The organism is Candidatus Flexicrinis affinis (genome assembly GCA_016716525.1).
In the GTDB taxonomy this organism is placed as follows: Bacteria; Chloroflexota; Anaerolineae; order Aggregatilineales; family Phototrophicaceae; genus Flexicrinis; species Flexicrinis affinis.
The window spans coordinates 15,045-28,682 of the sequence record JADJWE010000010.1 but is presented as its reverse complement, the minus strand read 5'-3'; the positions used below and the strand labels follow the sequence as shown (position 1 = coordinate 28,682).

At 63.3% G+C, this 13,638-nt stretch carries 11 protein-coding genes and 1 pseudogene; 9 read left to right on the top strand and 3 right to left on the bottom strand.

Translation table 11 applies throughout. The features are described from left to right. Positions 1-554: 554 nt before the first annotated feature. Entirely contained in the window at positions 555-1,553 is a 999-nt protein-coding gene (locus IPM16_22320) for an SGNH/GDSL hydrolase family protein (GenBank protein MBK9125841.1), read from the bottom strand. Between the two features lie 365 nt (positions 1,554-1,918). Here IPM16_22320 and IPM16_22315 point away from each other — a divergent pair, with 365 nt between their 5' ends. From IPM16_22315 to IPM16_22305, 3 genes are all read left to right on the top strand, one after another. Beyond that, the gene (locus tag IPM16_22315) at positions 1,919-4,870 is read left to right on the top strand and encodes a cation-translocating P-type ATPase (protein MBK9125840.1); all 2,952 of its coding nucleotides are present in this window, start codon (positions 1,919-1,921) and stop codon (positions 4,868-4,870) included. 65 nt (positions 4,871-4,935) lie between these two features. Then, the gene (locus IPM16_22310; GenBank protein ID MBK9125839.1) at positions 4,936-5,391 is read left to right on the top strand and encodes a peroxiredoxin; all 456 of its coding nucleotides are present in this window, start codon (positions 4,936-4,938) and stop codon (positions 5,389-5,391) included. Between the two features lie 133 nt (positions 5,392-5,524). Then, a complete protein-coding gene (locus IPM16_22305; GenBank protein MBK9125838.1) occupies positions 5,525-6,682 on the top strand; it encodes an acyltransferase in 1,158 nt (385 codons plus the stop codon). A gap of 5 nt (positions 6,683-6,687) precedes the next feature. Here IPM16_22305 and IPM16_22300 read toward each other — a convergent pair whose 3' ends face one another. Beyond that, the gene (locus tag IPM16_22300; GenBank protein ID MBK9125837.1) at positions 6,688-6,933 is read right to left on the bottom strand and encodes a substrate-binding domain-containing protein; all 246 of its coding nucleotides are present in this window, start codon (positions 6,931-6,933) and stop codon (positions 6,688-6,690) included. Here IPM16_22300 and IPM16_22295 point away from each other — a divergent pair. After that, positions 6,923-7,030, top strand: a pseudogene (locus tag IPM16_22295) (carbohydrate ABC transporter permease). The gene IPM16_22300 and the pseudogene IPM16_22295 sit on opposite strands and share 11 nt — an antisense overlap. A gap of 95 nt (positions 7,031-7,125) precedes the next feature. Here IPM16_22295 and mgrA read toward each other — a convergent pair. Then, the gene (gene mgrA, locus IPM16_22290; GenBank protein ID MBK9125836.1) at positions 7,126-8,121 is read right to left on the bottom strand and encodes an L-glyceraldehyde 3-phosphate reductase; all 996 of its coding nucleotides are present in this window, start codon (positions 8,119-8,121) and stop codon (positions 7,126-7,128) included. Positions 8,122-8,316: 195 nt separating this feature from the next. Between mgrA and IPM16_22285 the strand changes: the two genes are divergently transcribed. The 5 genes from IPM16_22285 to IPM16_22265 all read left to right on the top strand — a co-directional run bounded on the left by IPM16_22285 (position 8,317) and on the right by IPM16_22265 (position 13,492). Beyond that, entirely contained in the window at positions 8,317-9,123 is an 807-nt protein-coding gene (locus tag IPM16_22285) for a polyphosphate polymerase domain-containing protein (GenBank protein MBK9125835.1), read from the top strand. Continuing rightward, positions 9,107-9,742, top strand: coding sequence for a DUF4956 domain-containing protein (locus IPM16_22280; GenBank protein ID MBK9125834.1), 636 nt, complete (start codon positions 9,107-9,109; stop codon positions 9,740-9,742). The genes IPM16_22285 and IPM16_22280 overlap by 17 nt, the downstream gene beginning before the upstream one ends. A 39-nt stretch (positions 9,743-9,781) precedes the next feature. After that, the gene (locus tag IPM16_22275; protein MBK9125833.1) at positions 9,782-11,347 is read left to right on the top strand and encodes a CotH kinase family protein; all 1,566 of its coding nucleotides are present in this window, start codon (positions 9,782-9,784) and stop codon (positions 11,345-11,347) included. Between the two features lie 220 nt (positions 11,348-11,567). Beyond that, complete coding sequence (locus tag IPM16_22270; GenBank protein ID MBK9125832.1) at positions 11,568-12,302, top strand: 1-acyl-sn-glycerol-3-phosphate acyltransferase; 735 nt, start codon at positions 11,568-11,570, stop codon at positions 12,300-12,302. A 206-nt stretch (positions 12,303-12,508) separates the two neighbouring features. Further along, complete coding sequence (locus IPM16_22265) at positions 12,509-13,492, top strand: hypothetical protein (GenBank protein MBK9125831.1); 984 nt, start codon at positions 12,509-12,511, stop codon at positions 13,490-13,492. Positions 13,493-13,638 lie beyond the last annotated feature (146 nt).

The following is a 13,638-nucleotide window of genomic DNA, read 5'->3' as shown; positions in this document are numbered from 1 at the left end:
CCCCCCCCCCCCCCCGCCCCCCCCCCCCCCCCCCCCCCCCCGCCCCCCCCCGCCCCCCCTTGCCCGGCCCCCCTCGGGGGCCCCCTGGTGGGCCTCCGTCCGCGTTTGTTTTGGGGGGGGGTGCGGGGGGGGGGGGCCGGCCCCGGGGGTTCCCCCCCCCCCCCCCCGCCCCCGCCCCCCGGGGGGGGGGGGGGGGGGGGGGTGGGGGTGTGGTTTTTTGTTGTGGGTGGGGGGGGGCTGGGGTCCCCCCCCCCCCCCCCCCCCCCCCCCCCCCCCCCCCCCCCCCCCCCCCCCCCCCCCCCCCCCCGGCCCGGTCTGGGGGGCGGGGGGGGGGGGGCCGCCCCCCCCCCCCCCTTTTGCGCCCCCGGCGGGCGGGGGGGGCGGTCCCCCCGCTCCCCCCCCCCACCCGGCCCCACCCCCCCCCCCCCCCCCCCCCCCCCCCCCCCCGCCGCGCCCCCCCCCCCCCCCCCCCCCCCCCCCCCCCCCCCCCCCCCTCCCTGGCCCCCCCCCCTCTTTTTGCCACCGAGCGGCGAGCCCTTTGGAGACGCTTATGTTTACGGTTCGCCGGCGAGCAAGGGGTAGAGGAGATCGGCGGCGGCGGCGTTGAACGCGGCGGAGGGATGGGCGTCGGCGCGGCTGACGACGCGCTCCTCGATCGGCATGGCTGCGGCGGCATCGGTCATCTTGACGATGTCGGGATGGCCGAGCGACTCAAGGTGCTGCTGCACGCGGTCGACGTAGGCGATGCTGCTGACCGGATCTTCCATGTTCGGGAAGATTACTGTGATCAAGCGCGCGCCGATCGAGTCGGCATACGCGGCCATGCGATCAATCTCCTGCGCGTGGATCGACCAGATGTATGAGTCGTCGAAGGCGCCGTACAGCCATGCCCACTGCGAGATGCCTTGCGGAGAGAGGAACATGCCCTGCCGAAACAGCCGCCAATAGATGAAGTTGGCGAAGTGTGATTCCTCGATCAACGCGGGGCGTTCGAGCGGAATGGGCGACTCCCACCCAAGCCCATTGCTCACGGCGGCAACATCGATGTCGTTGAGCAGGTACTGCCACAGGATGATGTCCGGCTTGGCGTAGGGATAGTCGATTACTGCTTGGGTTTGGTGCAGGGTAGACGTCCCGCCGCGGCCAAGGTTGACGACCGCGTAGTCGCTGCCGAGTCGGGCTTGCAGCAGGTCGGGGAAGCGCAGGGCGGGGTCTTCGATGCCCCAGCCTTCGGTGAACGAGTCGCCCACAGCGAAGATCACGGTCTTGCCGGCGAAATCCTCGGCCGTCCACTCGCGATCACGGTAACCGAGGCTGTTGAACGCCATATAGCGCCGGATCCAATTCTCGCCCGCGCGAGTCCACTGCATCGGGGTATCGCTGGCCGCGTAGCAGCAGCGCAGCGCCAGTTCCGCCCCGCCGACCAGCACGCCGACCGTCAGCCATGTCACGATCAATCCGCTGGCAACCGCCGCGGCGCGCCCATGCCCCCGCCGATTTATCAGCAGCAGTCCAGCCCCAATGACAAGGTAGAGTCCGACAACCGGCAGCATGTTCCCCGTCCCAGAATTGACGTGCGACATTGTCCGCCTAACGGTACACTGTGACAAGATCGAGTGCGTTTGAGGCGGCAAGCGAGGGACCGCTAAGGGAACACAGACGCCGGATTGCACAGCACAACCATAAGTCGTCAGTACGCCCACACTCACCGGATTATCAGGTTCAGCCCCTAACTATTGGGGGTTGGGCGCGATCCGATGGGCGACCCCCAATTTGTAGGGTCGCTACGCGGAAATCACTCCTTAGACTTGCCTCTCATACCGTACGTTGAGCAAGGAATCTCTGACCTGTGGAACTAGCCAAGACAGACCTCGCCCCACACGACAAGGCATCGAAGCACCCTGTCGCACCCGATGACTTGGCAGCGTGGTTACACGAAAAAGAAACCGTCTTGGGCCGCCTCGCGGTCGATCCGGCCTACGGCCTGACGACGGCCGAAGCGGAGAAGCGCGCTGCCAAGTACGGCCCCAACGCACTTACCGAAAAAGGCGTCGAATCGCCGCTCAAGATCCTGCTGGCACAGCTCACCGATCCGTTGGTCATGATCCTGATCGGCGCGGCGGTCGTGTCGGCTTTGCTGGGCGAAACCAAGAGCGTGATCGCGATCGCCTTGATCGTTATCGCAAACGCGGCGCTCGGCGTGTCGCAGGAGTACCGCGCAGAGCAGGCCATCGCCGCGCTGCAAAAGATGAGCGCACCGAATGTGCGCGTCCGGCGCGATGGCCGTGAAGGCGAGATACCACCGACTACGCTTGTGCCGGGCGATATCGTCGTGCTTGAGGCCGGCAGTATTGTGCCCGCCGACGGCCGTGTGATCGAATCGGTAAACATGAGCGTGCAAGAGGCATCGCTCACCGGCGAGTCGCTGGCGGTGGAAAAGAACACCGATGCGCTGGTCAACCCGACTACGCCCATCGGCGATCGGCACAACATGGTGTACATGGGCACGTCGGTCACCTACGGGCGTGGCATCGCCGTCATCACTTCGACGGGCATGCATACCGAACTGGGCCATATCGCAAACCTGATCGCCACCGTCGAATCCGAACCGACCCCGCTGCAGCGCCGCATGGCGGAATTGGGCAAGGCGCTGTTCTTCTTCTCGCTCGGCATTGTCGCTATCGGCACGATCCTCGGCCTCATCAACGGCGGCACGATTCAAGAGACGTTCCTCAATGGTGTGGCGATGGCTGTGGCGGTCGTGCCGGAAGGTCTGCCGGCAGTCGTCACGATCGCGCTGGCGCTGGGCGCTCAGCGGATGCTGCGCCGCCGTGCGCTCATCCGCAAGCTGCCCGCCGTCGAAACGCTCGGCTCGGTGACCACTATCTGCTCGGATAAGACGGGCACGCTCACACAGAACCTGATGACGGTCAAGTCGATCTACTTCGCAGAAGGCCGCGACAACGTCATCGATGTCAACTTGCGTCAGCAAGGCGCGAGCATCTTCCGCCTAGACACCGACCGCAAGATGTACAACTACCGCCCCGTGCGCGAGAACGTCGAGGCGACGCTGCTGACCGGCGCGGCCCTGTGCAACGATGCCCTTCCGCAGTTCTCCAGCGAGAACGCGTTCCACATCCTCGGCGATCCGACCGAAGCGGCGCTGCTGGCCGCCGCCGGCGTACACGGATTGTTGAAGGCCGAGCTTGAAAAACACATGCCGCGTATCGCGGAAGTCCCGTTCTCGTCCGAGCGTAAGCGCATGACCACGATTCATGCGGTGAACGGCAAGGTGCCGTTTGCGACCGTCGAACATAACGCCAACCCGTACGAGACCAGCGTCATACCGGTCTACGATGGCAGCCAATTCCCGCCGTACGTGGCGTTCATGAAGGGCGCCGTCGAGCAGATGATAGAAGTGTGCGACGCGATCCGCGTCCACAACGACATCTTCAGCATGGACACCGTGCACGTGCATCCGGAGCACAACCCCGACGGACTGACCTATCGCGAGCGTGTGCTCGCCAAGGATGCCGAAAAGGCCTCCGAAGGGCTGCGTGTGCTGGGTATCGCCTACAAGAACCTCGACACGCTGCCGAAGAAGGTCGATGTCGAGCAGGTCGAGCACGGCTTCACGTTCCTCGGCTTCGTGGCAATGATCGACCCGCCGCGCCCCGAGGTCATGGACGCCGTCGCGCGCTGCATCACCGCCGGCATTCGCCCGGTGATGATCACCGGCGACCACCCGGCGACAGCCTTCGCCATCGGCAAGGAACTCCAGATCATCAACGCCCCGGACTACGAGACGGCCAAGAAGGCCGGACACATCTACACGGGCCGCGAAATCTCGATCATGAGCGAAGACCAGCTGCGCGATGCGGTCAAGCGCGCGTCCGTATTTGCCCGTGTCTCGCCGGAACACAAGCTCAACATCGTACAGGCGCTGCAGGAACAGAATCACATCGTGAGCATGACCGGTGACGGCGTCAATGACGCGCCGGCGCTCAAGAAGGCCGACATCGGCGTGGCGATGGGCATCACCGGCACGGCGGTCAGTAAGGAAGCCTCGTCGATGGTCATCCTCGACGACAACTTCGCCACGATCGTGGCCGCGGCCGAGGAAGGCCGCACGATCTATGACAACGTGCGCAAGTTCATCAAGTACATCCTCGGCAGCAACATCGGCGAGGTCGGCGTGCTTTTCGTCACCCAATTGCTGCGCCTGCCGCTGCCGCTCAACACGCTGCAAATCCTGTGGATGAACCTGGTCACCGACGGTCTGCCGGCGCTCGCGCTCAGCGTTGAGAAGGGCGAGGCCGACGCTATGCAGCGCCCGCCGCACGACCCGCGCGAGAGCATCTTCAGCCGCGGCTTGGGCTGGTACCTGATCCGCGTCGGTGTCGTGATCGGTATGCTCGGCCTTGCGGTGGTCACGCTTGTGCCGGTCCAGCGCGTAGACGGCACGGTCATCTCGTACTTCGGTCAGTTCGTTCAGACATCGCAGGGTTTCGCGGTCGCTGCGCCGTCCGAGTACGGCAGCGCGCTGTGGAGCACGATGGTCTTCACCGCGCTGGTCTTTGTGCAGATGGGCCATGCGCTGGCCGTCCGCAGCGAGCGTTACCCGATCTGGAAGATCGGCTATGGCACCAACAAGGCGGTGATCGGCGCCATCGGCCTGACGGTCGCCTTGCAGCTCGGCCTGCTGTACGTGCCGTTCCTGCAGGACTTCTTCGGGACGGTGCCGCTGCCGCCGATCGACTTTGTCATCTGCGTGTTCCTCGCGGTCGTCACATACGCGTTCGTCGAGATGGACAAGGTCTTTATCGTCCGCCGCAATAAGCCAGCCAATGGCGTGAAGGCACAATCCTAACCCATGTCTCAGCGGACTCTGCTAACCTAGCGGGATCGCCGTCATCTACACGCAAGGAGCACGTCATGCCGGCCAAAGGCCAACCGATGCCCGAATTTGAACTGCCCAATCAAGATGGGCAGGTCGTCAAGCTGAGCGACCTGCGCGGCAAGCGCGTGGTGTTGTTCGCCTTCCCCAAGGCCAACACGAGCGGATGCACCACGCAGGCGTGCGGGTTCCGCGACCGTTTCGCCAATATCCTGACCAAGAACGCGACGGTGTTCGGCATTAGTGCCGACCCGCAGAATGACCTCAAGAAGTGGAAGGATCAGGAAGGCTTGCAGTACGATCTGCTGAGCGACCTCGACCACGCGTATCTTGAAGCGCTCGGCGTGTGGCAGGAGAAGTCGATGTACGGCAAGAAATACTGGGGCATCGTGCGCTCGCACTGGGTGATCGACGAGAACGGCAACGTCCTCGACGAACAGATCAAGATCACGCCGGAAGACAGCGTCCAGAAGGCGTACGACCTGCTCGGCTAACGCCGAGACAACGAGCAGCGAATGGCGCGGCCGGGACTGGTTCCCCGGCCGCGTTTGTTATAGCCCGCATATGGGAAATGAAGCCATCGAAGGTTACAGTTCACGCCGTTCAGATTCCCATGGAGAAACGGGCATGTCGTCGGGATCATCGCAAAGGTCGCGCCTAGAATTCTTGGACGCCGTACGCGGCGTCGCGGCCTTGTACGTCATGTTGTACCACGCCCGTGAACTGCTGTTTGAAGGATTTCACAACGGCGCGACGGCCGAGGCAATGGATCCGTTCTCGCGGACAATTGCCTACACGTCGATCTCGCTGTCGTTTGCGCATCAAGCGGTCGTCCTCTTTTTCGTGTTGTCGGGGTTCGTCATCCACCTGCGCTATGCGCGGTCGCTGCACGAGTCGCAGGACGAAGCCCGGCTCGACGTTGGCCGCTTCTACTACAGGCGCATTCGGCGGCTTGGCCCAGCCCTGATTCTGGCGTTTGTCCTCACGCTGGCGCTCGATTTGATCGGGACGAGTCAGGCCTATGCGCTCTACGCGAAGGCATCACCCTACAGCGACATCAATGCGCTGATCTTTAACGACCACGATCTGGGACGGGGCCTCGGATACTTCCTGCTGGGTTCGGGGCTGCAAACGTGGGGCACCAATACACCATTGTGGTCGCTTCGGTTGGAAATCTGGTTCTACGCGTTGTATCCGATTCTTTGGCTGCTTGCGAGACGCCATATCGTCCTCACGGCGCTCGTCGTCGCCCTTGCCTTTCTGGCGGATGCGTTTGTCTTCAAGGGGGGAGGCGTGATTCGCGCGGTATTCATCGCGCTGCCGTCGTGGTGGGCCGGGGCGCTGCTCGCGGAAAGCTACGTCGGACGTCTGGCAATTCCTTTAGCACGTATGCGCTGGCTCGCTATCCTGCTTGCAGGTCTGCCTATACTGCAGCTCTCGCCGCTGGCACCTGTGATTGGTGAGCCGCTGCTGGATATCGCGTGGGCGTGCGGATTTGTCGGCTTGCTGGCGTGGCTGCTCCATGGACAGGATCGCATTGCCGATTGGCGAATCTGGCACTGGCTGAAGCCTCTGGGCGACAGCTCTTACACGCTATATGTCATTCACTTCCCGATATTCGTGCTGATGGGAGCGTGGTTGATGGCTCAATCGGGCGACGGCACGCTGCCACGGCATCCCGGGTGGATTCCGGTCGGGGCCGCAATCGCCCTGATTTCGGCGTATCTGCTGCATTTCATTGTGGAGAAGCCGTTCATGACCGCGCCGCGTCGACGGCCGCAATGACCGATTCAAGTCGACGCGCGAATCACCAGCGGGCAGTCGACCTTGTGGTGGATAGGCACGTGATGGCCGGGCTTGCTGCTGAACAAGTCTTCGACCGCGAAGCGGCCCATCTCGAAGTGCGGCAGTTGGATGGTCGTGAGCTGCGGCCACAACCCCTCGGAAATGTCGAGGATGTTGTCGAAACCGACCACTGCTACGTCGTCCGGAATGCGCAGGCCGCGCGCATTGATCGCGGCCTGCGGGGAGATCATGGCCTATCTGACGGCCATCACGATACCCGTGCTGATCTTATATCTGGCGCTGCAGCGGGCATTCATCGCCAGTATCGCGTCGACCGGGCTCAAGTAGCCTTCGGAGATGCGTAGATTGACAGCCCGGTCTGGGGGAACCCGCCGGGCTGTCGCGATTCTTGGTCGTGGGGGCGAGCGCAGCCGTCAATCCGCTTACATCGCCAGCACGTGCTCGATCTCGTTGAGTTCCTGCACGCTGAACTGCGCGTTGGACAGCCCGCCGACGATGTCCTCGACCTGCGACACTTTGCTCGCGCCGATCAGCACCGATGTGATCGTCGGCAGGCGCAGTAGCCAATTGACAGCCATCTGCGACAAGTTCTGCCCGCGCGAATGGGCGATCTCGTTGAGACGACGCACCTTGACGAGCGTCGCGTCGACATCGCGCGCAGACAGGAACGGCGACGTGTCGCTAGCCGCCCGCGAATCTGCCGGGATGCCGTTCAGATACCGGTTCGTGAGCAGGCCCTGCGCCAGCGGCGAGAACGGAATCGCCCCGATTCCTTCGTCATCTAGCACGTCGATCAGGCCACCCTCGACCCAGCGATCGAACATGTTGTAGCGCGGCTGATGGATCAGGCACGGCGTGCCGAGGTCTTTCAGGATGCGCGCGGCGGCGCGGGTCTGCTCGGCGCTGTAGTTACTCAGGCCGACATATAGCGCGCGCCCGGAGCGCACGGCGAAGTCCAGCGCGCTCATGGTTTCCTCGAACGGCGTGTCCGGGTCAGGGCGGTGGCTGTAGAAGATGTCGACGTAGTCGAGCCCCATGCGCTTGAGGCTTTGGTCGAGGCTGGCGATCAAATACTTGCGCGAGCCCCACTCGCCGTACGGCCCCGGCCACATCAGGTAGCCCGCCTTGGTCGAGATGATCAGCTCGTCGCGGTACGGCTTGAGGTCGCGCGCCAACATGCGCCCGAAGTTCTCCTCGGCCGAGCCGGGTGGAGGACCGTAATTGTTGGCGAGGTCGAAGTGCGTAATACCGAGATCGAACGCACGCAGCACCATCGCCCGCCCGTTCTCGTACATATCGACCCCGCCGAAGTTATGCCACAGCCCCAGCGAGATCAGCGGAAGCCGTATGCCACTGCGGCCTGTCCGCCGGTAGCCGATCCTCTCGTAACGCTGTTCATCCGCGCGGTATGCGCTCATCGCTGGCCCCTTTGCCTGTGTAGGACGACTCAACAACAGAGTGTAGCGCGCTGCACAAAGGCCACATCAGCCCACGAGCGACGAGCCGGAAGCACGCATGCCAGTTGGGCACGCCTTTCAACACGATCTGAACAAGTTCTTCATAAACTGCTCTTAAAGTATGGGCATGTTACGTTAACCACACTGAGCATCGTCATGGACAGCACCGACCGCCTCTCCTTCATTCCGTTAACCGGCGTCCGCGCCGCCGTCGAGCGCTTTGCGCCGGTTTCTCTCGCCGAGATGACCGCTGCCGCCCTGCTTGATCGTGTGGACACCAAGTTCACGATGACCGTCGATCAACTGGACAGCGTGCTTGCCCGCTTGATGTCCGACTACCGGGTATTGAGCATCGACGGGACGCGCATCTGCCAATACAGCACCGTCTACTTCGACACACCGGATTTTGACATTTATATGCAGCATCACAACGGCTGGTCGGATCGCTACAAGGTGCGCGCGCGTCGCTACGTCGATACGAATGTGGCGTTCTTTGAAATCAAGCACCGCACCAATCGCAACCGCACGATCAAGTCGCGCATCCCGCTGGGCGACGTGGACGATGCGCTGGACGGCACGGCGGACAGCTTTCTGGACTCACACTCGCTGTATCACGCCTGCGACCTCGAACCGAAGCTGTGGAACGACTACCTGCGCATCACGCTGGTCGGCTTGCGCCACGTCGAGCGCGTGACGCTCGACCTGAACGTGGCCTTCGCGTGGGGTACCTCGCGCACGCTGCTCGACGGCATCGTCATCGCCGAGGTCAAGCAGCCCCGCATCTCGCGCATGTCGCCGTTCATTCAGCAGATGCGCCGGTTGGGCGTGCGGCCCGCGTCGATGAGCAAATACTGCACGGGTGTCGCGCGCCTGTATCCCAACGTCAAATCGAACAACTTCAAACCGATGCTTCGCCGCATCGAGAAGCTCGCACAAGGAGGCCGTAATGCCAGCGTTGCTTGAATCGGCGGCAGGATTTGCGCTGAATCTGCTCATCGCATTCATCATCGTCCGCGTGATCTACTTCCCCAACCACCGCGAAAAGACGTACGTGTTTACGTTCTTCGCGCTGAACACGGTCGTCTACTTCGTCATGGGGCTGCTCGCCAGTGCGGAACTCAGCCTCGGCGTCGGGTTCGGGTTGTTCGCAATCTTTTCGATCCTACGCTACCGCACCGATACCATCCCCATTCATGACATGACGTACCTGTTCGTGCTGATCGCGCTGCCGGTCCTGAACTCGATTCTGATCGCGCAGCAGGCGTTCGGCCCGTTCGTGGTGTCGAACCTCGCGGTGATGGGCGTGCTCTATATTCTCGAGCAGGGGTGGGGCTTCCGCTACGAGGCGCACAAGAAGATCACCTACGAGCGCATTGAAATGATCCGGCCCGAGAACTGGTCTGCGCTCATCGAGGACATCCAGCAGCGTACCGGCCTACCCATCACACGCATTGAGATCGGCCGCCTCAATTTTCTGCGCGACACCGCCGATATCTATCTCTACTACGATCCACGCCAGCTTGAAACGTCCGAGGTGCGCGTTTCGAGCCGCCGCAACGGCGACTTCGCCGACGACGATTAACACGTTCGCCTGAACAATCGAACCTGAAGGAGAAGGACCATGCTCGTAAAGACCGCCGCCGCTGCCCTGCTCGCGCTCGCTGTTTTGGCAGTGCCCGCAGCGGCTCAGGATGTCGAACGGCCCGAAGGCTGGGACGACTACTCTCACAGCAATGACACCGATCCGGACTACGCGGTGGTCTTCCCGCAAGACGCGGTCAATACGATCACCATCACGATCGACCCCGACACGTGGCAGGCCATGCTCGATGACATGACCGGGTTGTACGGCGAGTTCGGCGCGCGGCAGCAGGTCGGCGGTCCGAGGATCGATCGCGCTCAGCCGGGTGAGCCACCCGGCGGCCAACCCCCGGCCGACAACGTCCAGCGCCCGCAAGACCCGGGCGGAGGTTTCGGCGTGCGCGGCATGTCGTTCGCTGACGAGAACCCAATATGGGTTGCTGTGAATCTCGAGTATAACGGCCAGACGTGGACAAACGTCGGCATGCGCTTCAAGGGCAATTCCAGCCTTGCCAGCACGTGGGGCAGTGGGATCTACAAGCTGCCATTCAAGCTCGATTTCGATGAATTCGAGGACGACTATCCCGAGATCGATAACCAGCGGTTCTATGGCTTCAAGCAGTTGAGCTTCTCCAGCAATTGGAGCGACGATTCCCTGCTGCGCGAGAAGGTCACCGCCGACGTCTTCCGCGAGGCCGGCGTACCCGCCGCCCAGACCGCCTTCTACGCCGTGTATATCGACTATGGCGAAGGCCCGGTCTACTTCGGCCTGTATACCGCCGTCGAGGTGATTGAAGACACCGTTATCGACACGCAGTTCGAGGACAACGACGGCAACGTCTATAAGCCGGAAGGTACTGGCGCGACCTTCGCCGCCGGCACGTTCGACGAAGACAGCTTCGACAAGGAGACGAACGAGGAAGAAGCCGACTACAGCGACATCCTCGCGCTGTACGACGCGCTGCACGCCGATACACGACAGAGCGACCCGGCGGCGTGGCGCGCCGGGTTGGAGGCGGTGTTCGACGTCGACGGCTTCCTGCTGTGGATGGCCGCCAACACCGTCGCGCAGAACTGGGACACCTACGGCCAGATGTCGCACAACTACTACCTCTACAATGACCCGGCCACCGGCCTGCTCACGTGGATTCCGTGGGATAACAACATGGCGCTGGGAGATGGCATGGGTGGCGGCCGCGGTGGATTTCCCGGCAATCAAGGCGGCGAAGGGCGGGTGCTCCGCGCTGCCGGCCCCGGCCTCGTCACCGCCGACGGCGCAGCGTCATTCGAGAAGACTGGTGTGACCGAGCAGTGGCCGTTGATCCGCTTCCTGATGGACGATCCGATGTATCACAACACCTATGTCGAATACGTCGATCAGGTCAGCACGGGTGCCTTCGAACCGGTCAAGATGCAGGCCACTTACGAGGCGCTGCACGCGTTGATCGCCCCCTACGTCGTCGGTGAGAACGGCGAACGGGCCGGCTACTCTAATCTCAGTTCGTCCGACGCGTTCTCGGCTGCGCTCGACCAGTTGATCCAGCACGCGCAAACCCGCTTCACGCTCGCTCAGGAGTACGTGGCCGCGGAGCGCACGGCAGACTAACGCCTCGTTGGGGCGCTGCCCCAAACCCCGGCAGGAGTTTGCACTCCTGCACCTCCTTACTCGCGATTATGTGCCGCACACGGCACATAATCGCAGATTAGGGAGTCCAGAGGGTGAAAGCCCTTTGGTAAAGGTACGGAGGCGAAGCCTCTGCATTCACCTTCAGACGCGCTACACTTGTCGCCGGACGACTTGCACCCAACGGAGTAGCGGGTTGGCTGTGGACTCCTCCCTTTCCCCTGCCGTACGCGACTACATCGCCCGTCAGCCCAGCCTCGGCTGGCGCCGGACGGCATTCAACGGACTGCTGCGCCTGCTCGTGCGCGTGCTGATCGACTTCGACGTGACGGGCATCGAGAACATCCCGCCGCGCGGCCCGACCATCCTGATGATGAATCACATCAGCGGGATCGACCCCGGGCTGTGCATGGCGGCGGTGCGGACGCGCCACGTCGTGCCGATGAGCAAGATCGAGAATTTTCGTTCGCCCATCTGGGGGCCGTTTCTGTGGTGGTACGGCGCTTACAAGGTGCGCCGTGGCGAGGTCGACCGCGAGGCGTTGATGAACTCGATCGCCTTGCTCAAGAGCGGGCTGATGATCCTGATTGCCCCGGAGGGCACGCGCTCTCCACACGGATTGCAGGAGCCCAAGGACGGTATGACGTACGTGGCGACCAAAGCCGATGCGATCATCCTGCCCACCGGCATCAGCGGAGCGCAGCACTTCAAACGCCACTTTCCTCGGCGTACGCCCGTGCAGCTTCACTTCGGACGCCCATTCCGCTTCAAGACCGGCGGGCGGGCGCGCATCCCCCGCGACGAACTGTCGATGATGACCCGCGAGTCGATGATTCAGCTCGCGCTCGCCATCCGTGACCCGACCCTGCGCGGCGCCTACGCCGATATGCCCGCCACCACTGAGACGCTCGAGTTCGTCGACCCGCAGGCGATGTAACACGAATGGGGCGCTGCCCCAAACCCGGCAGGAGTCCGGAGCAGCGTAAGCCCTTTGGTAAAGACGTGGAGGCGTGCCGGACTGCGGTTCTTTTTGCGTGCCCTGCGCGGGCCGATGTATCGTTAGACCGTCAATCAGGATCGACTCGTTAGCCGTATCCTGACCGGTTGACCTAAACGCTCGCAGATACCGTCGAGGACACGCATATGCGGAAGTTTCTGCGCTTTATGGGGCGCTCGTTCTGGCGCTTCATGGTGATCTTCAGCTTCATCGTCAATCTGGTGTTGGTGGCGGTCGTGCTGGTGCTGGCGACGACACTGTTCGACATCAAACACAACATCGCCGAGCCGCTGGTGGGTGGGTTGTACAGCGCGTTCGTCGGCCTTGAGGACGCGACGATCGACTGGACGATCCCGGTGCGCGCCGACGTGCCGGTCAACCTCGACATCCCGATCAATCAGAACACCGTCGTCACGCTCACCGAGGCCGTGCCGCTGACGGTCGTCGCGCAAATTCAGGCGCCCAGCCTGACGCTCAGCAACGCGCGCGTCTCACTGTCGCTGCCGGTCGGGCTGCAGCTCCCTGTCTCCCTCGACCTGCCGGTGACGGTGGACGACACGCTGCCGGTGTCGCTCGACGTGCGCGCGGTCATCCCGCTCAAGGAAACGCAGCTCTACGATGTCGCGCGCAGCTTGCAGCTCATGTTCGAGCCGCTGGCCGTGGCGCTCTACAACCTGCCGCAGAACTGGGGCGAGGCGTTCGCCTTGGCCGGTGACGTGCTGGGCGGCGGGCAGCCCGATCTACTGGCGCAGAACGCCTTCAGTGTGCGCCCGTGGCCGGGTTTCAGCCGCACCGCCGGCCTGAATTACCCGCTCGACCTGCTCACCGCCCCCATCCCGGAGGACAACGTGCCGCTTGACACCGGCATCGTCCCGGCAGGCGGCATACCGCTGCTGGACGAGGCGCTCAGGCCGCTGGTGTATACCGCTGGCGGGCCGGAGACGGTCAACGCGACGGCCGAGTTCGCCTCGCCGGCGCAGGCACCCTTCTGGGACGGATCGTATGCGGATTACCGTGCAGGGATACTGACGCAGGCGCCGATGTGGACGCCAACGCCGGAGATCACGCCGCTGCCGAGCGGGGACAACCCCGGCGACCTCGGCATCATTCCGACGCCGACCTCGCCATAGACCGGCGTAACCGGGCTCTTTTCCAAAGGGCTACCGCCTTCTGGACTCCCATAACTGCGAATTGATGGCAATCGCGTCATCAATCCGCGTGTAAGGAGGTGCAGGAGTGCAAACTCCTGCCGGGGCTTGGGGCAGCGCCCCGACGG